Here is a 22,576-nt window from a genome sequence, read left to right on the forward strand (position 1 = left end):
GTTTATTATAGATTCCTTAAGTCTTAATATTCGTGATAGGTAAGCGAATGAGGGAAGCAAGGGGCTGGTCGAGCGTATCTTTAATTTTTACCAATGCTGTATTTGGCATCGGGATCGCTCACTCGCTGAAACGGTTTGCACTATAACCCAAACCTGAGCTTGATCCCCCTCAACCGCCAATCGCCTGTTTCGTTCGTCCAGGTTCGCAAACAGATCGGCGATAGTTCCGCATTCGTAGTTGTAATGCCAACTCCGCCAACTCTCTTGAACCGCTCGTCAAATCGACCACTTGAAATGCCTCTGGACGGATCATCCGACCTTCGAAGTCGTAAAAATGTTCAATCCTATCTCCCAAGTACTTGTAACCAGCAAAAATATAAAATAATGCCTGCCTTTCCCTGTCTTTTGGGTGCGTCCCATCCTGTTTCAAGAAATTGATCGTACCTCTCCTGGTGCTCTGGAAACAAAAACATAGAAGTCCCCTCCTGTTTTTTGAAGAACTTCTATGTCATATGCGGATGGGTTTGTGATGATAATTGGGTAGTAGGATAAAGGTGACAAGTTCATGGTGCTTACCCATTCCTTTGAGCAACAGAATGATACCAGTGGCTCCTGTGGCATAAGGGTAGATGATTGGATAAAAGGTGGTTGGATAAGCGTGCAACACATTGCTATAATACCCAACGCCAAGAAGATGATTATAAATTTCCAGTGTTGATAATTGCATAAAATCTTAGACCTTATTATTTTCGCAAAATCTTCTCCATCGCTTTTCCCCTAGCTAACTCATCAATCAGCTTATCCAAATAGCGAATTTCCCGCATTGTTGGTTCTTCGATATCTTCCACTCGAACACCGCAAACTACACCTTTGATCAAAGTCCGTGCAGGATTCAATTGGGGAGCTTCCGCAAAGAAGGTCTCAAAGTCTGTCTGTTTTTCCAGATGTGATTCAAGCTCTTCCTGACTGTACCCAGTCAACCAACGGATGATTTCATCAACTTCTGATTTTGTACGCCCTTTTTTCTCTGCTTTCGAAATATAATGGGGATAGACTCTTGCGACACTCATTGTATAAATCTGATGTTTGGGCATAATACATCCTCCCTTAATTTTCTAAGCATCAGTTGCATCGCATTTTTATTGGACAGTTTAGAACCAATAATTTGTTTCTTCTCTCTTACAGGAAATTGTATCACATTTTTATAACCATGATGTATGATGGACATTCACCTAAAAAGCTCCCTTATCGACTGCCCCCTCCAAGCAATAAAATCATACGAGCATGATCATCCCATTTTAAATTCCCTACTATGTCAAGAGACAATAATTCATGTCCATCCCACTTAAGCCCCACCAAAGCCTCCAATCCCTTGCTGTACAAGGGTTTTCAGGACTTGAGGAACGAGTTGGTACAAAATGGGGAGAAAATAAAAGTGTCCGCCAAATTGGAAGAAATTAGGTAGTGGAAGTTGAAAGGGAGCACGAAAACGGAACGTTGGGAAATGTCCAGAGAAATATTTGAGGGAACGAGGGGGCAGGGATAAGGGAAAGGACAAAGGGGGAGCCATTCCTGTAATGAAGTAAATTGAGGTTTGAATGAAAAAAGCGTCTCCTGTATGCTGGGTCTTGGAATGGGACACATTCACTGCCCTAATTAAAAGGAGGACGCTCTACCATGAAGTATAAGCTGAAACAGAAGCAAAATCAACGAATTACAAGAATTTCCGAAAGAACGCTTGTCATCGGTGCGGACATTGCCAAGAAGATTCATGTAGCTCGTGCTGTGGACTTCCGTGGCCTTGAACTAGGCAAGGAATGCACTTTTTACAACGATCAAGAAGGGCTAATGAAACTAGCCTTGTGGATGAAGGAACTTCAGCAAGCTAATGCCAAAACGGAAATTGTATTTGGCGTTGAGCCTACTGGACACTACTGGTTCCCGTTGGCTGCATTCTTAGAAGGGCAAGGCATCAAAGTTGTAGTGGTGAATCCGCATCATGTAAACAAAACTAAAGAGCTGGAAGACAATTCACCGACCAAAAGCGACTACAAGGATGCTAAAGTCATTGCGGATTTAATCCGAAATGGCAAGTACTCTGAGCCCAGTCTTCCGACGAAGGAATATGCGGATTTGCGTATTCTGATGAATTTTCGAGAGAAGGTATCCATCAATCTCAAGCAAGTGAAGGCACGAATCGGGAACTGGTTCGATCGCTTCTTCCCAGAGTATTCCAGCGTATTTAAGGAATGGGACGGCAAGACCTCGCTTATGACCATGCGACGGTTTCCAACGCCAGAGGAGGTTGTCTCTACAGGCGCCAGAGGCATTCTCACACACTGGAAGACGGAAGTAAAGCGAGGCGTAGGCATCAAGCGAGCAGAGCAACTCTACGCTGCTGCAACGTCCTCCATTGGATTAACGGAAGGAACCATGGCAGCAAGGTTGGAATTATCCGCCCTATTAGAGCAGTTCGATCTGTTTATCAAGCAACTGGAGTCCACGATGCAGAAGGTGATGGAAATCCTGGAGAAAATTCCGGGAGCTGCACACATGCTAAGTATCCCAGGGGTTGGAGAAGTCACCGTAGCTGGATTTCTGGCTGAGGTAGGAGACCTGAACAAGTACGACCATGGCCAGCAGATCATCCGCCTGGCGGGTCTCAACCTGAAAGAGAACAGCTCTGGTAAACGTAAAGGGAAGACCGGCATCACCAAGCGAGGGCGATCTCGCCTCCGAGCGCTTTTGTTCCGTTGTATGATGCCGATGGTGGCCAAGAACGAAGTGTTCAAGGCTCTACACAAGCACTACACCACGCGGAGTCAGAATCCGCTGAAGAAAAAACAGTCGATCATCGCCCTATGTGGAAAACTCATTCGAATCTTATACACCTTGGGGACAAAGCAAAAAGAGTATGATGCAATCGATGTATTAGGACCCGTTCGACAAGCCCAGCTACAACGGAGTGCAGCTTAAAATTAATCAATGTCATCCTGAATTCTCACGTATTCATATGTGTACAACTTTGACAACGGAAGCACCGGAGAAGCCGAAGAACAATACACCATAAGGGCAACGACCCAGTAAGGGAGCAAGAATCGGCCTCCACCCCTTGAGAGGTAGAACGAAGGAATGTAAGGGCATAGACCCAGCGTGACATGGGAGGGTAAACCCCAAGGGTGAATGTGGAGATCCACTGTGCGATCATACCAATATATCCATAGTTTGGATAAAATCGAGTTCAAGCTCTATTCCCGCCACCGGCCCTTACAGAAAAAAATGTAATCTATTCAATTGTTCACCAATGTCTATCAACATCCTCAAGGCGTCAAAGTTGAAAAACTAAGAATGGGCGGGAAAACAGGAGAAAAAATTACTTTATAGTGGGAGGGTATATTGGGACAAAGCCTGATTTATCAACCCCTTTTCCCTTTCACCCTCTCCCCCTACCCCTTTCCAAAAGATGAAGCCGAACAGGTGATCAGGCATGAACCCTAACACCGCTCGGCTTCTTGGACATTTTTTATTGTCTCTGGACAGTTTTATTGCCCCAGGACGGGATTTATTAGCTGTCTACAAATGTCAGGTGTAAAAAAACTCTGGGACCAATTTTGTTGATTTTATTGGGTTTGCCGCGGCATGTGATAAACATGAAAAAAAGAAAGTGTGGAACCACTAGATATTACCATGTAAAGAAAGTTGGAAACCGAACGCTCCGACTAAAGTCAATGTTCCTTTGGATATTGAAATGTACCTAATTCATTTTACTCTTGAACGTACACGATCTATACACTTTAACAGTTATACTTGTTTAATCCACTATGTAGGGCTTGCTGAACGCTCGAAAATTGGCTAAAAACGGCGTCACAACAAGGGGTTTGAGCTCATTATGTCGAATTCATATGCAAAGAAAACACAGGAAATAGCAGCCAAAACCTTGCAGACGGAGAGTGACGAGCGTGTACAAGCCGACCGTGCATCTAGAAAACCAAATGATTTTGCCGGACGATTTCTTTCTGCCCTTCGGCGGGAAACTGGATAAAGAAAATCGTTGGGTTCAGTTGGCGAAGCTGGTACCATGGGCGCATGCCGAGAAAAACTACGGCCAGTTCTTCAAGGACACGTTTCGCGGGCAGCACACACTCAGCTTGCGAATGGGACTGGGCGCTCTCATTATTCAAGAGCGGATGCAGCTGACGGATCGGGAGACGCTTGCGTCGATCAGCGAAAATCCGTACATGCAGTACTTCATTGGCTTGGCCGGGTTCGAAATGAAGCCCCCCTTTCATCACTCCATGATGACGCATTTCCGCAAACGCCTGAAGGATGTGCTCGCCGAAATCAATGAGATCGTGGCCACCGAAGGCGCGAAGGAATGGAAGGACGATGACGAGGGCGACGCGAATGGCGGCGGCATAAGCAGTAAAAGAAAACGAGCAAGCAAGAAGAGCGCCTCTTCAGATACAGCGGAGCAACAAACGATGTTTGATGATGCGAAGGCCCAAGCCGTGAAGCCGGCGATCCCAGCCACTACGGAGCAGGCGCTTGCGGAACAAGCCCAGGAATGGGCGAATGAGCAGGCGTCAGCAAACGAGCCGCTTTCCACAGATAGGCAAGAACTCGTTACGGAAGCACCGCTCACTCCCAATGCAGGAACGCTTCTCGTTGATGCCAGTTGTGCACCGGCGGATGTCGCGTATCCAACCGATTTGAATCTACTCAATGAGGCACGGGAGAAGCTCGAAGGGATCATCGACACGCTGCATGAACCGGTTGTCGGTAAAGCGACAAAGCCGCGTACCTACAGGGAAAAAGCGCGCAAGCAGTATCTGGCGGTCTCCAAGCAGCGCCGTCCGGGACCGAAAGTGATTCGCAAAGCGATCAGGCGACAGCTTGGATACGTCGGGCGTAATCTGGCCATCATCGCCGAGCAGGCGAAAGAGCAGCCGCTTACGCTGCTTAGCCGCAAAGCCTGCCGCGACTTGTTGGTCATTCACGAACTGTATCGCCAGCAACTTCAAATGTACAACGGTCGTACACATCAGATCGAAGATCGGATCGTCAGCATTCACCAACCGCATGTCAGGCCGATCGTGCGCGGGAAAGCCAAAGCGCGAGTCGAGTTTGGAGCCAAGATCGCCGTAAGCATGACGAAGGGCTATGCGTTCCTTGATCGTATTTCCTGGGACAATTTCAACGAGAGCACGACGCTCATCGAGGCGATTAAGAAGTACCGCAGCCGCATGGGATGCTATCCGGCGGTTGTACAGGCGGATCAAATCTATCGCACGCGGGAGAATCGAAACTTCTGCAAACAACATGGCATTCGGCTCAGCGGACCGGCTTTGGGTCGACCGCCGAAAGACGGTCAGACAAACGAGCAGCGGCACCTGGCTAAACAAGATGCGGGGGAACGAAACGCCATTGAAGGCAAATTCGGAGAAGGCAAGCGAAAGTACGGGCTTGACCGTATTCGAGCGCGCCTTGCACAGACGAGCGAGTCCGTCATCACGCTGCAACTGCTGGTGATGAATCTGGAACGCAGGCTGCGCGTTCTCTTTTGCTTCATTTTTTCCATTCTGCTTCGCCGTCGCCCCACCATCATTTTCAGGTAAACAATCGTTCAGCAAGCCCTATGTAATGCAATTGCCCTGTCGATACATCCTGAGAGTTCTTTGACGTGATTTCATAATTAATCACAAAGGATTCATTCGCCTTGACTAATATGTAGGATGGGAAAGCAATGTTCTCTTTAGGATTAAGTTCATCGAAATGAAACTCTAACACCAAATAATCTGCCTCGTTATGGATTTCAAAATCAAGCAACGTTTTTAAATACCACCTAAAATCTGAATAATCATGTTCAATTCGATCTTCAAGACCTAACAAATCTCGATGCTGGTTAAATGGAGTAAACGAATTATTCACATTGTCTTGAACTTTGCTATCTTTTTGGTGACGCAAGCACAGATTTAAGATGCTATCATATCCTGTAAACTGTTTTAATACAATGTATTCGGGTTCTAGATAACTGTCTGGTGTAAGAACTTCAATACTCCTTGGTAATTTAATCAACACCTTAATTTTTTCGTCATACTGTTTTCCCTCGTTCTTTAAAACAAGAGGTATGAGTGAAAATTCTTCGAGAAATTTAAATTGCTTTACAAATGCATCAAGTTTCTCAAGTTCATAATCATATTCCTCTAACTTTTCAAACTTTTGCTTTTCAACTTCATCCCCGATTCGCTCAACTGGAATTGAAAAGAATGGTGTATGAAGCCAAGTTTTCTGCTCTTTCAAATTGCCAACATAAAAGAAATCATCACTTAGTTGAATACCCAGAAGCCGCTGTGTTTTTTCACGGATTTCTTGTTGCTTCTTCGGTGAGTATTCTGATGAAACGTGCAATGATAATTTAATGCGATTTCCAAATATTTCAGTTTCCTTCACCACTTCTTTGTCTTTTTGTGGTATATGGATATTATTGATTTCATCAATTGCTTTTATTAACTTTTGTTTTCGTTTTTCAATAAACTCCGTGTTTAGTAATTGGAGATTAAACGACTTCATCGTATTTGAAAAAGATACTTTTTGGGAATGGTAAAACTCAACAAGCAATTTATTGGACGGCAAGTCACCCTTAACTTCTGGATAATTAAAATACACCCAATCCAATAGTTGCTTCTCAAAATCAGCTTTAGATACTTTATTGCCATTTGTTGAAAATTTAATAAATTGATAAACAATTGCACCCGTCATCATTTCCAACAAATAATGACCAACAGTATGTCCCTTATGAGACAGGAATTTGTTGAGTGACGTATAAATTTTTGATTCCATTGAGTCCAATTCGAAATTCTCTAACTGGACGGTCATCTTATCAAGAAAAGGACTGATTGTAGCTATTTCATCCTGCTCGTCATCATCAAAATTGTTTTTGTTCAGTTTATTAATAAACTGTTTGGTTGGATCACTACAAGTTCCAATAAGGATTAATTTATAATCTTTTGCATTCGGCACATCCTGAATCAGCGTTTCAAACCAATGAATAATATTGGACTTAGTAAAATTATTTATCGAAGATTTAACTTGCGTGACTTCTTGTTCATCGTTTTCATAAAACCACGATATATCAACCTTATCGTTTGTCGTGTCAGGTTCGATTTGAACGAAAAGCCAATCCCTTGCGACCAATGAATTCAGTACTGACACAACTGACTGATACAGGTACCCTCTTGCCCCTTCTTTTCCGCCCATTCCTCTTCACCCGTTCTATATTTTCAAATGAATTTTACATTTTTTTAAATCTAATCACGAACACAACACCCACAAATATCTAACCACCTACACATATTGAATATGTAAATATCTATTTAACTTTTTTATGGCTTTTTCTGAAATTTGAGGGACATTAACAAACAAATTTTTCATTGCCCTACTACAGGCTACATAATAAACCCTATGATCCTCATTGCCATCAATATCGGGATTCAACAGAAATCCTGAATCTCTGTCCTCATTGTACTTGTATCCGTCCTTACTTTTAACTATCACTAAAACATGATCAAATTCGCTGCCTTTGGCTTTATGAATTGTTCGATGTAAGCTACCATCCTCTGCAATTTTTACATGCAAAGCAATATTCGAATAGATTGTACTTTTATAATAATTTTCTGTACTGGATGGAGATTTGCCACCCTTACTTTCTCTTATCTTTGAAAATTGGAAGTAACCAAGTTTCAATATTTTTTGATACAGTGACCATAATGGCTCATGACTAAATTCATGGTAATCATTCAATAATGTATGAATTACTTGCAATGCTGTCTTTTGTCCATTAAACTCATCAGTGGTTTTTAAATGTCTGCTCAATTCTCTTATCGCATCTTTGAAATGAGAAAGTCTTGCATACTCAATTGCTTTTATAATAGATATAAAAGTTTTCCTTCTGTCATTATCTGAATCTTCGAATGCTTCATCAATTATCGCCCATTTCTGTCCATCTATATATTCCATGTTATTTCTAACAGAATTGGCCATGAGGTTCGAGAATGATAAGGTATAGATTTCTTCGCCGTTAACACTATCCTTTGCATGGTTCAAAGCTTGCAAAGGGGTGCCAACAAGAATTACCGGAAGATTACCGGTCTTTTTTTTCGGGCTTTTTGTATAATGTCCTTCCTGATAAAATTTAATAAATTGATTATCTCTTGAGTGCTTCTATGATTATCTACCATCTTGTAAGAAGCCATGCCTGGCAGCAAGAAATTATCAAATTGCTTAACATCGGCACCTTGGAACTCATAAATAGACTGTGCTTTATCTCCAATAACCCCTACAATGACCTCTTTCATTGCGATTAACTTAATGATTTCCGTTTGTATAGGATTAGTATCTTGAAATTCATCAATGTAAAAATAAGGGAATTTAGCACGTATTATTCGTAAAATTTCCTGGGTGTTATTCAGAAGCTCCCATGAAAATGCCAAAACATCATCAAAGTGAATAATTCCTCTTTCCCAGAACAATTTCTTGTATTTCAACAAACTATTGTGATAGTCACTTTTTCTTCCCTTTATATGCAATTTACAATAGCTGCCCTCAATAAACCAGAATATTTTTTTCAGGTCCTCTTCCTCTACATATTTTCTTCCTAAGTCTGTCTGCTTAAAAAAACCCGTTGATACAATATGTTCGTAAGGAGCATCTACCTTCAAAGGATCAATCCCATATTTATCACCGATTAAAAATAGATACGGCTTAACAATATGAGTGAACAAAAAACTATGAATTGTACTAACCTCTACATGATCAGTCTCATCCCCTAATCTTTTTACTATAGTTTCAACTCCGACATTTGTATATGTGATACAAGCAACTTTCCTATTTCGCCCCAGACGGTTAGAATTGTGGAGAACGTTTTTAATATGATTTATTAAGAACTTAGTTTTCCCTGCACCTGGGCCAGCTGTAACTTTAAAATGCTTTTCAATATCTATTTTGGAATTAGAGTGTATTAGCTGCATACCCACGTTATCGCTTCCTTTATGTATTGTGGAACCTTAAAATAAGTGCAAGCATTCTCATTGTTTAAGTTTTCTTCTAATGCTTTAGATAGCTCGTAAGCATTTTCACCCTTAGAGATTGAGTTTAAATATCTAGAAGCAATTAAGTGCTCTCGGCTATCTGACCCTTTGTATCTTTTTATACTTTCAGCAATTCTAAGATTCTCTCCCCCTTTACTTCCTAATATACCTATCATTTCATCTAATGTTTTCCCTTGCTGATAATAATCAAATAATTTATTAAGTTCCTTAAGATTTGACATTGATTCTGTCAGAATCAACTTGCAATGAGGATTTATGTAAGCAAGTGCGTATTCAAACGTCTTTCCCTTACCTTTATCCTGTGAGAAACATTCGATATTTTCAGCAATACGTTTATCAACCAATTCATTTGAACAAGACTTATAAATGTACTTTTCGTCTTCTAAATCAAGCTCGTAAGGATAACATTTTTCAAATTTTGAATCATCACTAACCCTTTCTTTTCGAACCGGATCGAGATCTGTTATGCACGCAATTTTTTTATGTATTGTATATTCTTTAGAGGAATCAAAAAGCTTGAGAAAATGTTCAAAATAACGACTACCTATATTGATAACTGATATGTGGCTGCTTTCTAAATCAAAGCCTACATATTGAGCGAACAAGGACATGGTTAACTGTTCTGTTATTCCCTCGACCAAAATTACCCCTTTAGCAAACAATATATCTGATTTTGTAGTATCTAGAAATCTTTCCACATATGCCTTTGATTTTAGATCATCACCAAAAGCTCTACCTAAATAACCGACATTTAAAGTGTTATTATTCTTTCTGTGAAGGCAGATAATCTCATCCAAACTTACTGCAGAGGTAATATTCGGTGAATGTGTCGTAATAAAAATTTGTCTAGCTTTCTCTTTCGAATTTTCTCTTAGAAATTTCAAAAACTTATACTGCATTGACGGGTGAAGGTGTGCTTCTGGCTCTTCAATAACAAGTATTGGAAAAATTTTGGCGTTACTTCCAAGATAATCGCCAGAAGCATCTCTCTGCATTTTGGCTAATAAAAGTGACATGTAAATTAAGTTATTATAGCCTAATCCGTTATGAGTTGCTGGGATTGTAATACCAGTCTGATACTTAACTATTAATCTAAGAGCTGAGTACAGCTCTGAATCTAATATATGCCCATCAAAGTCCGGCTCAGCATTTCCAAACGAAGCCCCAGTATCGTTTGCATAACTGAGCATTTCTTTTTTTCCTCGCTCCATTCTCTTCTGCAAGGCATTTATTAGTTCAGATGCTTTCTCGGAGAATTGTTTTTTCAATTGTGCGATCTCTTCTTGCTGCTTTACTTTTGTTATTGTTCTGTCGCTTTTTATTTCGTAGTCCATAAAAAAGTCAATCACTTCACGTAATAACGTATTCTTCCCTGTGAAGAGATCTCTTTCAACATCCCGGACAGCATCTAAAAATTGAAAATCAATTTTTTTAAGGGCTTCAGAGTCTGCCACTTGTTTAAAGTCAGGATTACCTCCATAAATGTTACTCTTGTACTTTCTTAAAAAATTATGTTTTATCGCTAACCAATAATCCTCAATATTATCTGAAGTGATATTTGCCAGAGCTTGTTTATATTCTGCCTCTTCCTTCTCTGGCAAATAAAACACATATGTTAATTGCGCTTTATAAGGACTTTTCAGATCCGTTAACCATGTAGAGACAGTAACTAGATCTTCAGAATACTCTTCTTCATTCTTCGATTCCGTAAATGTAACGGTAATAGAAACCTTCGGCGGCTTCTCTTTCAACTCTTTAATACTTATTTCTTTATTAAAATCATCAACAGATAATTTTTTCGATGAACCAAAATTTAAAACTAAGTCTAAAGCTTTTAGCAAATTAGATTTCCCCGAGTTATTATGACCAATTACTACGTTTATGCCTTCATTAAATTCAATAACATTATTAGGTCCTTTATAATTACGAAAATTCTGTATTTCTATTTGAGAAATGTACATTGATTACGCTCCTTTACAATGCAGAATTTCTTTGTTTAATCATCGACCATAGATTGTTAATTATCTTTTTCGACAACAACTGCTTCCTTCCTACTTTACTCTCCAAAAAACTGGTACTACGAACGCATATATTTAGTGATTATCGACGTAAGTTGCCCAACTCCGATGGAGTTTTTAAAAAAATCACAATAATTATACCTAAACGAGCTTGACCATTTGTACGTCACAAAAAGAGCCGAGGAACTAGTTGAATACTTGACTATTCCTTGGCTCGTTATCAACATTCACTTCAATTATCAAAGTAATTAACATATACCTTCAGTTGCTGAATAATTTTTTCGTCTAACTCTTCTGTAGTATTTCTATACATTGGACTAAATCTCTTAATACTATCAAGTGAACTGACTTTCTTTTTATACTTTCTCATCTGATTAATTATTACGGGGAGATGACGGAGCAAGTATTGTTCATCCGATTCAATGAAACGGCGGTCGATCCTGATAGCCCGGCAAGCCGAGGAAGTATTGGAGGTACGGTTTTCAACGAACGTCCCCATCGTCTCATCAAGGCTCCCAGCGCCGTTCGAACTGAGACTGCCTTTTGCCCGCGGAACGATTTCTTGAAGGACTTCGTGTACTTGCGACGGGGTCGAGTTGTCCCGGCAGACGATGGCCAACTGGATGCTACACGGCGCCCAGTGGCTCACCCACGTATACGAGCGGATGAAACGACGCTGCAAGTGCTGCGGGAGCCCGGACGGACTGCAGATCAGAAATCGTACCTGTGGCTATACCGAACCGGCCCTTGGAGCCCGTTGATCATCCTGTACGAGTACCAACCGACGCGAGCGGGCAAGCATCCGCAGCGCTTTTTGACGGGCTTGACGGGCTACCTGCATACATACGGGTACGACAGCAACGATCAGGTCACCGGTGTGAGCGGGTGGGCTGCTGGGCGCACACTCGGCACAAGTTTGTCGAGACGGTTCAGGCGCTGCCCAAAACACGCCGGCTACCGGCACGGCGGCGCAGCAGGGATTGGACTTCTGCAATCGCCTCTATGCGGTTGAGCGAAAAGCCGAAGGGCTACCGCCAGGAGCAAAGCCGCCCGGTACTGGATGCTGTTTCGTTTGGCTGGAGAAACAAAAAACGAGGGTACTGCCCAAAAGTTTGAGTGGAGCGGCTATTACCTGTTGCCTGAACCAATGGGGACGACTGAAGGCGTATCTCTTGGACGGACGGTTGGAGATCGACAACAATCGAAGCGAGCGGGCGATTGTATTTCGTCAAGCAAAAATCCCCAAAAAAATCGTGCATTTTTCCCCATCATCGTCGTGGGGAATTTTTACCGTTCTTTCATGAGCGCATGCTTCATCCGGTAGCTCTCGCCTTCGAATACGAGCAGGTGCCCGTGGTGCGCCAAACGGTCAATCATCGCCGCGGCCATCTGGTCATCGGTGAAGACGGTCCCCCATTTGGAGAACTCCAGATTGGTCGTAATAACCAGACTGCGGCTCTCGTAGCTGTCGGCAATGACACGGAAGAGCAGCTGCGCGCCGTCCTTGTCAACGGGGTGTAACCGTCAAGTCCATTTGAACATTTTTCGATAAATAAGATTGAACACTTTTAGCTGAAAATCGTTTGCCGATGTTTAAGACGATAACTGTCACCTTGCAGTTGAATAATTTCACTCTTGTGTAGGATGCGGTCTAGGATTGCCGTTGTAATTGCTGGATCACCAAGCAGCTCTGCCCATTCCTCGGGCCCCTTGTTCGACGTAAGGATGATGGAGGTTTGGCCGTAGAGCTTGTTGACGAATTGAAAGAATAAGTTTGCTTCGATCCGATCCATTGCCATAAACATAAGATCATCCATGATCACAAGGTCAGATCGGTAAATCCGCTTCATTTTGTATTGGGAGGCCCTTGAAATGGCCTCCGTTTTTAGCAGTTGAACCAGTGCGTCCATGGTCACAAAGCTAACCTTATAACCCTTCTTTAGGGCCTCCACGGCAAGGCCAATCGCAAGATGTGTCTTCCCGACGCCTGGTGGACCAAGGAAGATGAGGTTGCAGTTTTGTTCCAACCAGAGTAATTCTCGCAGTTGGCTGAGTTGCCGTTTGCTAAGCGACTGCTGTTCTTCGAGTCGGAACTCCTCCAACGTTTTGATCTCCGGCAAAAGTGCCCATCGGTATCGCTTGGCAAGTTGTTTCTCCTCGCGGCGGTTCAGTTCGTGCCGTAGAAGCTGCCCGAGAAACTGACGACATGTCCACTCCTTGGATTCTGCGTCCATCAGGGTCTGTTCAATGACTTGCGCGGCCTCGGTTAAGTTTAGATTGCGTAAGGCCTGTCTAAGCTCAAACGTTGCTTCACTCATCGCTGTCCTCCTGAAAGAATTGCCTTGTAGGCGGAAAAATCCCGAACTTGAGGCTTTACCTGCCGCTTCTTCGTATCGGTGTCCATAAGCGGTTTGACAGGGGGCTGGGAAACGGATGTCTGCTGCTGTGGCCGCTTGTAGTGTTCTACGGCATCTGCAAAATCCGTCGCCCGGTATAACCGATGCTTCACGCAGTAATGAAGTGCCTTCTCCATCGCTTTGGAATCCGCCCCTTCCAATGCCCGCCCAATGAGCTGCAGTTGGTCACGGATATACCTTGGCTTTCGTTTGTAGATCTCATGGAGAAAGGGCACGGCCGTCTCTGGAACAGGGAATGCTTCGGCTACCGTCTGGATGTAAGCGGCTATTCCCTTGGTTCGATCCCGTTTGTGGTTCGTGTTTTGAATCAGTTTTCCACTGCCGGACCCAAGCGGATGTTCCGCCAGAACCTGGCCAGTCTCCACGTCGTAAATTTTCAATTGGCTAGCTTCGGTTACCTGAATGCCCACTCGTTTATCTGTACCGTCATAGGTTCCCAAAGGGACGGAGTAGCGGTTTCCTTCATACCAAATGGTGTTGTCCTTCCGAACGGTCCTTGTTATACTTGATGGTAACGGGTTTATTTTTGTGTGGACCGGGCGGAGGTGCTCCCTTTCAAGAGCAAACACTTCGGCCGGTATTTTTTTCGTTGTATAATGCATCGAGGCATTTCCTGTGCGATGAAGCCAGGCAACACAGTCTTCGTTCAATTTATCTACGTGGCTGAACAGGCGATGACGTGCGAAATTTCTTTTTACATACTTCACGACATTTTCAATCCGGCCCTTACTTTCAGGATCTTGCTTCCGGCACATCCGGATTTGGAAACCTCGCTCCTTCACATACCCCGCAAATTCATGAGTGAGCAGGAGATCTCCATGATTTTCACTGGTCAAAAGCAAATGGTCCTGATCATAGACAAGTTCCTTCGGAAATCCACCGAAGAAGGAAAACGCATCTTCGTGCATCTGAATGACGTCCTTCGTGGTGAACGGGCGGTCCTGCCACTGAACATATTTATATCTCGAATGAGACAACACAAAGGCGATGAACCAAAGTCGAACCAGATTTCCTTGCGGGTTGCGAAGCTTCGTCTCTCCAAAGTCTACCTGAGTTTGGTGGCCCATAGGAGGATCTTCTACCGCTTCGTACTGCCTGATCTGCATCGTTTTCGGAATGCCATGCTTGCTCCGAAGCTCTCGCACATAATTCCTTACCGTACCTTCAGAGATATTTCCCACCTGATACCGTTCTTTAAGCCAATCTTGTACTTGTGCAGCAGAGAGATCGGGGTACTCCCGCAACCACTCTACAATGGTTTTTTCATAACCATCCAGCTTCTTTTTCCTGCTCTCTAGCTGTTCCAGATACTCACTGAACTGATCGGGATTCATCTCGATAAACTTGTACACCGTATTTCTGGATAGCTCCAATCTTCTGGCAATTTGGGTAATCTTTAATCCTTCTTGCTTCATCCGTTGAATGGAGAAGTACATATGCCACCTCTCTAAACGTCTCATACTCTTCCTCACCATTGATGTTTTATCTACCAAAATGATACGAGATCGAGTATGGGGGGTAAAGAGTGTTCATTCTTATTTGTCGTTTTCTGTTGATTTTATTTTACCGGTTACACGGGGATATACCCCCACTCATCAAGAATGAGAAGCTGGCAGCGCTGGATCTCGCTCATTAGGCGTTCGAGCGTGCCGCCGCGCTTCGCTTCAGCCAAACGCATCACCAGCTCTGCGACCGTGTAAAACTTCACTGTCATCCCGAGCTCACAGGCACGCAGCCCAGCCGCAATGGCCAGGTGCGTCTTGCCGGTGCCGACGGGGCCGTACAACACCAGATTTCGCCGTCCTTCAATAAACGTGCCTTCTGTCAGATCGCTCCATTGCAGTGAGCTCGGCAGCTTGACGCCATGGCGCTCGTAACCCTCCAGTGTCTTGTAGACCGGAAATCCGGCGCGGCTGAGTAGCCTAGTGCGGCGGCTACGCTCCCGGCTTTCCATCTCCTCAGATAGTACGCGGTGCAAGAACTCTTCCTGTTTGGGCGTCGCCTCCGTTTCGCACAGCTGGACAGCACGCTGGCTGAGCACAAGCTTCTTGCAGAAGGCCGAGATCTCCGCGCGCAGCGCCTCCCGTTCCCGAATCGCGCTCATGGCTTCACCCCGCCGACAGGCTCCAGCATCCGGTCGTAGACGCTCAGATCGACACTTGGACTTTCTTCCGGCTCAAACGAGGCCAGCCTGGCGGCAAGCACGATGCTGTTCGCACTGGTGAGCCGTCCGAGCTTGGTCGCTTCCTCCATGGCCTGCAGGGCGGTGTCGAATCCATAGCGCCCGGAGAGCTGCTCCATTGTCGCCAGCGTCTCTTTCAGTTCTGTGCGTTCCAGCTTGTCCAGTTCTTCGCGCAGCAGATCCGGAATCGCTTTGCGCAGCTGGCTGTTGCGCCAGGCGCCGGGATTCTGCAATAGGCGGCTGAGCGTGGTCCGCACGTCCACACTGTCTGTCCGCTGTTTGCCGAACAGACGGAGATGGATCGTAATCGGCTCACCGCTTGGCAGGAGCGGTTCCACGGTGTGGGCCCCGATTCGCACGGTGACTTCGCGCCCGGCCCACTCTGGTGACGAGGAATAGAAGTGCTTGCCGTCAATCGAGAATTTACCGTAGCCGTCCGTCTTCACGCGGGCATAGCGACAGGCGGCGAACGGATGGCGCGGAAGATAGAGCAGCGCATTCTTATCATCTTCAAAGAGCAGGTGAATCGGGACGCCTTTCTTGTAATGTTCACGCTGCCAATCGGCTTCGCAGCGGCCGAGCAATTCCTCGTTAAAGGCCTGCATGTCCGTCACGGTGGGCAGCGGCACGAAAAAGTTGCGCCGAAAGTAGCCGACCTTGTTCTCGACATTGCCTTTCTCGTGGCCAGCGTACGGATTGCAGAACGTGACCTCGAAACCATAGTGGGCCTTGAAGCGAAGGAACAGATCCGCCATCTGGACATTTTCGTTCACTCGCCGGCCTACGCCGCTGGCATTGTCAAAGATCAGTCTTCCCGGCACACCTCCGATCCGGTGAAAAATATCGCGCAGGCCGTGCACCACGCACTCGGCCGTCTCGCCGCCGAACAGCTGCGTGTAGCCCGCGTTGCTGTAGGGGAAGGTGACGCAGAGGAACTTACAGGCTTTCTTCTCGCCGTCCGCATCAAAGATATCCGCTTCACCGAAATCGACTTGCGCTTCACCCGGCGGCCATTCCAGTTCCAGCGTCCCTTCCTGATGTCGCGCTTCCCGCAGACTTCGCACGTATCGCTGGACCAGCGGATACGAGGCGTCATACCCGGGGCATTCCGCCACAAGCCGGTTATGAATGCGTTGCGCCGTGTGCCGCTGCTTGTAGCGATTCTTACGATCTTCTTCGAGCCAGCTTTGGATGAGTGGCTTGTACGGATCCAGCTTGGAAGGCTGCGCCACTGCCGCCTTCGGTTTTCGATTCTCAAACGTCTCCGACTTCATGACCTTCCTCACCGTCTTTCGGTCCATCTGCAGCCGCTCGGCGATCGCGCTCGGCCCAAGCCCCTTGCTTTGCATGTTCTTGATCGTTTCAATCTGACTCATCTTCAGCATCTCCCCGTCTCCGCCCCCTCATCGTCTACGAACAGGGTAACGGAGTTGCTAGATTCGGTCCATTTCCGCACGATTAAAGTGGGGAATTTCGCACGATTTTTTTGGGGAAATCCGTTTGATCATTTTGGGTATTTTTATCTTACCGTACACAGGCGATCAAGCCATTCGTCATTGGGCGGAAGAACTGGCTGTTTGCCAACACGCCGAGAGGGGCCCAGGTGAAGCGCGACGATCTACAGCCTCGTCGAGACGGCTAAAGAGAATCGGTTGCATCCGTTTTACTATTTGACCTATCTGCTGGAGAAGCTGCCGCAACTGCCTGATCCCCAAGACGAAATGGCGCTGGACGCTCTGCTTCCCTGGTCACCCCTCGCTTCCTTTAACTTGCCGCGTGTTTACTAAATAGCTTACCCGAGTCCCCGTCTACTTCATAGGTGGGGACTATTTTACGCATACGGTTTTAATTGTAACTGCCCAAATTGACACATCATCAACTTCGACCTTTGGGTGACCTCTGGTAACCTCTGGATGACTTTTTGGTGATCTCTGGGTGACCTTCGATCCTGCAGAATAGAGCTCCAGAATGGCTTAATTCGAATGCTTTATTCTTTCACTATTATTTCACTAAGAAAGCGACTTGGTAGTTTGCCGTTATCAATGCCGCCACGGCGACTTTCACGCTGCTGTGAAGAAGACAGGAACAATTTGCTTTCCGAACGGGTCATCGCAACATAAAGTCCACGCCGCTCCTCAGCTTCATCATTCCTAGCAGGAATAATGTCGTCTTCCAAAGCGATGATAAAGACAGCCTTATACTCCAGGCCTTTGGCCGCATGAAATGTAGAAATTCCAACCTCATCAATTGTATCAACGATATGGTTAGATTCGTCTTGAAGATCAAGCTCACCGATCAAATCCACTAGATTTTTCGCTTGAGATTTAGTCATTTTCTCTTTGAGCAATTCAAGATGCCGGATTTGTTCATAAGTGTGTTCTTCCATCCTTTCGAGCGAGACATCGATTTTAAGAAGGTCATACAAAACATCATAAACCTTTCGATTGCTTATCGAGCTATTGTACCCTGCGCAAAATTGTGCAAACTTTTTTACCGCATCATCCATGTCATCCTCTGGCGTAATTTCAGAAAGCTTCGTAATGGACAATTCTCCTCCAATCAGTTCCTTGTAATAATTGACCGTATCATCATAATTGTGAAGCCTTGAAAAATAAGCAATTAATGGCTCCAGAATCAAATCGTTTGAAGGTTCAATTATTAATTTTAACGATTCGTGAATAAGATCGGACAAAAGCTCGATCCTGTTATTAAAATTTCTACCGAAATGTCGGAACGGTATACCTCTTTGGGTGAAAACATTATCGACAATTTTAAGTCCGGGATGTCTGCTACGATAAAGCACAATAATTTCTTTATATTGAATACCTTCCGTGTGAATTTCTTGTATCTTATCGGCAATCCATTCAGCTTCTTGAAGGGCTGTAGTGAAGCTCAAAATTTTTAAACAGTCTCCGGTCTCTGTCTTCCGGCCACTAAGAGACTTCATTTCCCTTTCATCGTTATGTTCTATTAATGAATTTGCGGCGTCTAAAATAATCTGAGGCGAACGATAATTTTGAATCAGCTTAATGCTTTTTGCATTCAATTGCGTGATATATTCGCGAATTACTGTCGGGAGCGCGCCGCGCCAACCGTATATGGACTGATCATCATCCGCAACAGCCATCACATTCCTCGCACCCGTGCCCAGTAGATGAATTAGTTCAAGCTGCATGCGGTTGGTATCCTGCATCTCATCGATCAGCAGAAAAGGGAACGCGTTATGGTACAACCACAATATTTCAGGATGTCTTTTAAACAAAGTTACAGTTAACAAAATAGCGTCATCAAAGTCAATCATTCTATTTTCTCGCAAGCGCCACTCATATTCGGCAGTGGCAGACTTAAAGCCTATAATTCTTGATTCTGTTTTCTGAACATAATCATCGTAATCTACAGATGAATTCTTCAAGGTGCTGATTCTATTGGCGAGTTCGAATTCGCTCATGGTTGTTAAGCGATTATTACTTCGAATAGAGCGAATTAGCGCATTCCTGTTCGCTGTGGACACAAATGTAAAATCGCGTGGTACCCCGATCTTGTCCCCGTAAGACCTTAGAACGGACTGGCATAAATTATGAAAAGTTCCCAAACGAATACGGCGACTATCAATTCCAAGGTCTTGCACTCTCATTTTCATTTCATTAGCTGCTTTATTGGTAAAAGTTATGGCAAGAACCTTCCTCGAAACTGGAACGAAATCCCCCTCGAACAAATAAGCGATCTTCCGGGTAATAACACGAGTTTTTCCCGTACCTGGACCCGCAAAAACCGGTTTAAACCCGTAACTTTAGAGTCTTACACCCTTATTCACACGATTGCGTAATTTCTCATTGATTTACGTCGTTGTCGCTCGTTGTCGCCCTTGACATGGAGCCTCCAGCGGGCATGATTTTTCGCGATAGGGCGATGCGGATAACACATGCATCGCGAGGCTAACAAGCCTATCATGCCCGCCCCTCCATGTAAAGGGCTTTATCCATCATACCTTAATCACAAGCGGTTTTACGGCTTGCTGATGCATAGCTTGATGAAATTCCTGCGGGGATAGATCATACAAACTTCCATGGATCCGCCGCTGATTATAAAACAAGAGATAGTCAGATACGATACGGTATGCATCCTGATAACTCTCAAATTCATGCCTGGAGAGACACTCTTGTTCTAAAATGGCATGAAATGCTTCGATATGCGCATTTTTATTCGGCGTTTTCGGAGGAATACGTTCATGTTCTACACAATACTCCAGGCATGCTTCTTCAAAAGCATGGCTGATAAATTGCGGGCCGTTATCGGTACGAACCACGGGCAGCTGATCTTTCTCAAAGAGCCGCCGTTTCCATAACGCTCTCTGCAGGATTTGCGCAGCATGCTTCCCTTCACAAGAGAGGCCCATGTGGTAGTCGATAATCGATCGGTCGTAGACGTCAATCAGGCTGAGCAAGAAAAAGAAACGCTGCTCTGCTGCAATATAGCCGTATTTCACGTCCATCTCCCAAAGCTGATTCGAAGCGCAAATCTCACGGTTGTTCGCCAGCTTTCGGGGATATTGGATTCGCTTCCGGCGTTGTGGCTGCAGGATGCCCAGTTCCTGACACAGCCGGTATACTTTTTTCTTGTTAATGATCAGCCCATACTGTCGTTTCAGGCATACGGTTAATTTACGGTAACCGTAAGTCGCTTCTTCCCCGGCAATAAGCTCCATCAGCCATTCCTTGATCTGCTCATCGCTGACGGGACGCCGCTTATGATCCAAGGAAAAGCCGGGAATCGGCCGTCCGCCGTTATACACTCGCTCTTGCTTGAAGTGTTTCTTCCGGTAATAGTACGTCGCTTCACTGACGCCGACGATTCGCAGCACCACTGCAGCTTTATAACCCCGCGCAATCCATTTGTCGGCGATCTCTATTTTGTCCGATAGGCGGGGTTCACCTTTTTTACGAGATCACGAAGAATCGCAATCTCCAAATCCTTCTCGCCCAACAGCTTTTTCAATTTGTCGTTTTCCTGCTCTAACGCTTGAAACTCTTTGGATGATGGAGTGTAGGCTGCAACTTTTTTGGATTCTGGTGATGCGTTTTTCCAGTTTGCATGCTTCGATTGACGAATCCAACGAGCGAGCATTTTCCCGTCTATTCCATGTCGTCTTGCAACTTGGCTGGCATTGCCTGCTTCTAAGGCTTCTTGGATGAGCTGTTGTTTAAATTCAATGCTGTAACTCTTGCGCTGCATCTTTGATCCCTCCACTTTTGTTAATTCATATTGTAGTGGATAAGGAGAAAAGACTCAAAGGTAAATATGGGGCTTTAGAGAAACCATGGTGTTACGATCCATAGTTTCTACAGCTTTAATTTGTTCCTCGTTTAATCCCTCAAGACTCCTCATTTGCAGTTTGCTCTCCTTCAACATCATCTCCATACCCCGCCAATTGTACGACAGCATCGAGCGTATTTTTGATGAATTCATCCGGAAAATGCTCGCTGAACCCTTCTCCGATAAGCCTTCCTGTCGTTCTGCCCTTAATTTTCCGGAATGAATTAGCCAAAGTTTTTCTTATTTTAAGCTCCGCTTCAGGATAATGGGAAATGACAGCCATCAATAAAGGAATCGCATCTACCAAGCTTCGATCATCTTTTCGCATTTCACGCAGGACATTTGACTTCTCTACATCTACAATCTTTATTACCCCTTTTAGATTAGAAAAAAGTTCCGCTTTTCTTTCCGGTGGAAGGACTTCTTCCAAGAATGCAATCAACTTAACAATTGGCATGTGGTTACAAACATATCCCTCGATGTCCCCCATGTCAGGAGTCCTAGGCAACTCATATAGTCTGGAACATATCGTTTTGATTTCCTCCAACTCGTCCTCATGATTTTTATCTTTGGAATCATAATCAATCACAGCGGCGCTCGGTATGCCGAAGTTATTCAAAAGCCTGATAAATGCTTTGATGTTTGTTTTCCCACCAGCATTTATCACGGAAACACCAATGCGATCCAAATCGTAATTGCTGTCCAGATAAGTGAGAGAAAGTCCCAACTCAGGAAACAAACCTTGTTCTGTCGGCCCTTCCGTCAATAAAACCGCTTTAGAGAAGAATGCATCCGCTTTTCCCACATCAAGATGCTTTTCATAGGAGGATACAAACTCTTCAGGAAAATCCACGGGTAATTGCACACTAGTTGATGTGCCTTGCGCCCCTTTTCGAATTAAGCATATTTGCCTCGGATTGATGAGTTCAATCAATGATGGAGAATGAGTGGCAACCCACACTTGTCTAGTCCGGGATAAATGCAAGATCTCTCTGAACATTTTGCGCTGGGCATGTGGGTAAAGGTGAGACTCAGGTTCATCTATAGCGAAGATTCCTTCTCGTAACTTGCCGATACCAGCAAAGGCCCGAAAAATGCTTACCGTAAGCACGCTTTGAAGCCCCAAGCCGAGTTGATCAACATTGAGGTACTTATCCGATGTATGATGTTTTAACTGTATTTGAATGTATTTTTTTATATCTACAGCTGTTGATGTCGCAATAGTAAGACGCAAAAGGTTGTCGATTCTCGGCAAATCAATGATTTCTCTGGTGATATCGGCTACCCCTTTAGTAAAGGCTGCGATCTCTGGGTTGTTTTTTAATGAATCACTCGCTTCGTTTAGTTTGGACAATATAGCTTTTTCTTGTTCCGTAAGATTAATTTGATTGAGTATGCGACCGAACAAACTTCCTTTATTAGACTTGATAGCCCTATAATCGCGCATAGCGTCCTGTAAAAAGAACGAAATCAATTTCTTCTCTCCGAACGACACTGAACGGTCAGGCTGGCGACCAAAAACTAGTGAAGGCTCTGCTT

Annotated in this window: 18 protein-coding genes and 4 pseudogenes; 6 read left to right on the plus strand and 16 right to left on the minus strand. The window is 44.6% G+C overall.

All coding sequences use genetic code 11. The features are described 5' to 3' along the window. Window positions 1-169: 169 nt before the first annotated feature. On the minus strand, window positions 170-430 hold the full coding sequence (locus EXW96_RS28595; protein WP_375256458.1) for a DUF6075 family protein: 261 nt from the start codon (window positions 428-430) through the stop codon (window positions 170-172). A 313-nt stretch (window positions 431-743) separates the two neighbouring features. Continuing rightward, window positions 744-1,094 carry a DUF2200 domain-containing protein gene (locus tag EXW96_RS16940; RefSeq protein ID WP_019007875.1) on the minus strand — a complete coding sequence of 117 codons (351 nt, stop codon included), beginning with the start codon at window positions 1,092-1,094 and terminating at the stop codon, window positions 744-746. A gap of 583 nt (window positions 1,095-1,677) precedes the next feature. Here EXW96_RS16940 and EXW96_RS16945 point away from each other — a divergent pair. Together EXW96_RS16945 and EXW96_RS16950 are read left to right on the plus strand one after the other, a co-directional pair. Beyond that, the gene (locus EXW96_RS16945) at window positions 1,678-2,976 is read left to right on the plus strand and encodes an IS110 family RNA-guided transposase (protein ID WP_375256441.1); all 1,299 of its coding nucleotides are present in this window, start codon (window positions 1,678-1,680) and stop codon (window positions 2,974-2,976) included. A 983-nt stretch (window positions 2,977-3,959) separates the two neighbouring features. Beyond that, window positions 3,960-5,615, plus strand: coding sequence for an IS5 family transposase (locus EXW96_RS16950; RefSeq protein ID WP_174351011.1), 1,656 nt, complete (start codon window positions 3,960-3,962; stop codon window positions 5,613-5,615). Here EXW96_RS16950 and EXW96_RS16955 read toward each other — a convergent pair. The 4 genes from EXW96_RS16955 to EXW96_RS16970 form a co-directional block, all read right to left on the minus strand. After that, entirely contained in the window at window positions 5,608-7,257 is a 1,650-nt protein-coding gene (locus EXW96_RS16955) for a hypothetical protein (protein WP_174351012.1), read from the minus strand. The two genes, EXW96_RS16950 and EXW96_RS16955, sit on opposite strands and share 8 nt — an antisense overlap. A gap of 87 nt (window positions 7,258-7,344) precedes the next feature. Beyond that, window positions 7,345-8,112, minus strand: coding sequence for a 3'-5' exonuclease (locus EXW96_RS16960; protein WP_174351013.1), 768 nt, complete (start codon window positions 8,110-8,112; stop codon window positions 7,345-7,347). A 17-nt stretch (window positions 8,113-8,129) separates the two neighbouring features. Then, window positions 8,130-9,026, minus strand: coding sequence for a UvrD-helicase domain-containing protein (locus EXW96_RS16965; protein WP_254611445.1), 897 nt, complete (start codon window positions 9,024-9,026; stop codon window positions 8,130-8,132). Next, window positions 9,017-11,068: an ATP-dependent nuclease gene (locus EXW96_RS16970; protein WP_174351015.1), complete on the minus strand. Its 2,052-nt coding sequence runs from the start codon at window positions 11,066-11,068 to the stop codon at window positions 9,017-9,019. Before EXW96_RS16970 ends, EXW96_RS16965 begins: the two co-directional genes overlap by 10 nt. A 448-nt stretch (window positions 11,069-11,516) precedes the next feature. Here EXW96_RS16970 and EXW96_RS28600 point away from each other — a divergent pair. The 3 genes and pseudogenes from EXW96_RS28600 to EXW96_RS27650 form a co-directional block, all read left to right on the plus strand. Next, window positions 11,517-11,890: pseudogene (locus EXW96_RS28600) on the plus strand (IS66 family transposase); the annotation flags it as partial. Next, window positions 11,852-11,995: pseudogene (locus EXW96_RS28605) on the plus strand (hypothetical protein); the annotation flags it as partial. The pseudogenes EXW96_RS28600 and EXW96_RS28605, both read left to right, overlap by 39 nt. Before the next feature lie 110 nt (window positions 11,996-12,105). Beyond that, a complete protein-coding gene (locus tag EXW96_RS27650; RefSeq protein ID WP_375256459.1) occupies window positions 12,106-12,429 on the plus strand; it encodes an IS66 family transposase in 324 nt (107 codons plus the stop codon). Here EXW96_RS27650 and EXW96_RS16985 read toward each other — a convergent pair. The 5 genes from EXW96_RS16985 to istA (EXW96_RS17005) all read right to left on the minus strand — a co-directional run bounded on the left by EXW96_RS16985 (window position 12,413) and on the right by istA (EXW96_RS17005) (window position 17,100). Next, entirely contained in the window at window positions 12,413-12,616 is a 204-nt protein-coding gene (locus EXW96_RS16985; RefSeq protein ID WP_217437407.1) for an ATP-binding protein, read from the minus strand. The two genes, EXW96_RS27650 and EXW96_RS16985, sit on opposite strands and share 17 nt — an antisense overlap. Before the next feature lie 77 nt (window positions 12,617-12,693). Then, the gene (gene istB, locus EXW96_RS16990; protein ID WP_174351017.1) at window positions 12,694-13,443 is read right to left on the minus strand and encodes an IS21-like element helper ATPase IstB; all 750 of its coding nucleotides are present in this window, start codon (window positions 13,441-13,443) and stop codon (window positions 12,694-12,696) included. Further along, window positions 13,440-15,002: an IS21 family transposase gene (istA, locus tag EXW96_RS16995; protein ID WP_254611433.1), complete on the minus strand. Its 1,563-nt coding sequence runs from the start codon at window positions 15,000-15,002 to the stop codon at window positions 13,440-13,442. The genes istB and istA (EXW96_RS16995) overlap by 4 nt, the downstream gene beginning before the upstream one ends. 110 nt (window positions 15,003-15,112) lie before the next feature. After that, complete coding sequence (locus EXW96_RS17000; RefSeq protein ID WP_174351018.1) at window positions 15,113-15,646, minus strand: ATP-binding protein; 534 nt, start codon at window positions 15,644-15,646, stop codon at window positions 15,113-15,115. Next, a complete protein-coding gene (gene istA / locus EXW96_RS17005) occupies window positions 15,643-17,100 on the minus strand; it encodes an IS21 family transposase (RefSeq protein WP_254611434.1) in 1,458 nt (485 codons plus the stop codon). Before istA (EXW96_RS17005) ends, EXW96_RS17000 begins: the two co-directional genes overlap by 4 nt. Before the next feature lie 158 nt (window positions 17,101-17,258). Between istA (EXW96_RS17005) and EXW96_RS17010 the strand changes: the two are divergent. Next, a pseudogene (locus tag EXW96_RS17010) lies at window positions 17,259-17,511 on the plus strand (transposase domain-containing protein); the annotation flags it as partial. Between the two features lie 200 nt (window positions 17,512-17,711). On the opposite strand, the gene EXW96_RS28100 reads toward EXW96_RS17010, so the two are convergent. From EXW96_RS28100 to EXW96_RS17030, 5 genes and pseudogenes are all read right to left on the minus strand, one after another. Beyond that, window positions 17,712-18,770: a 3'-5' exonuclease gene (locus EXW96_RS28100; protein ID WP_302621132.1), complete on the minus strand. Its 1,059-nt coding sequence runs from the start codon at window positions 18,768-18,770 to the stop codon at window positions 17,712-17,714. A 24-nt stretch (window positions 18,771-18,794) separates the two neighbouring features. Next, window positions 18,795-19,484, minus strand: a pseudogene (locus tag EXW96_RS28105) (UvrD-helicase domain-containing protein); the annotation flags it as partial. Between the two features lie 222 nt (window positions 19,485-19,706). After that, window positions 19,707-20,633 (minus strand): IS3 family transposase, encoded by a 927-nt coding sequence (locus tag EXW96_RS17020; RefSeq protein WP_141336822.1) that lies wholly within the window; start codon window positions 20,631-20,633, stop codon window positions 19,707-19,709. Next, complete coding sequence (locus tag EXW96_RS17025; RefSeq protein WP_141336823.1) at window positions 20,630-20,956, minus strand: transposase; 327 nt, start codon at window positions 20,954-20,956, stop codon at window positions 20,630-20,632. Before EXW96_RS17025 ends, EXW96_RS17020 begins: the two co-directional genes overlap by 4 nt. 139 nt (window positions 20,957-21,095) lie before the next feature. Then, window positions 21,096-22,511 (minus strand): ATP-dependent nuclease, encoded by a 1,416-nt coding sequence (locus EXW96_RS17030; protein ID WP_174351021.1) that lies wholly within the window; start codon window positions 22,509-22,511, stop codon window positions 21,096-21,098. Window positions 22,512-22,576: the final 65 nt, after the last annotated feature.

It is taken from the genome of Paenibacillus sp. JMULE4, assembly GCF_013337105.1.
Taxonomy (GTDB): domain Bacteria; phylum Bacillota; class Bacilli; order Paenibacillales; family NBRC-103111; genus Paenibacillus_G; species Paenibacillus_G naphthalenovorans.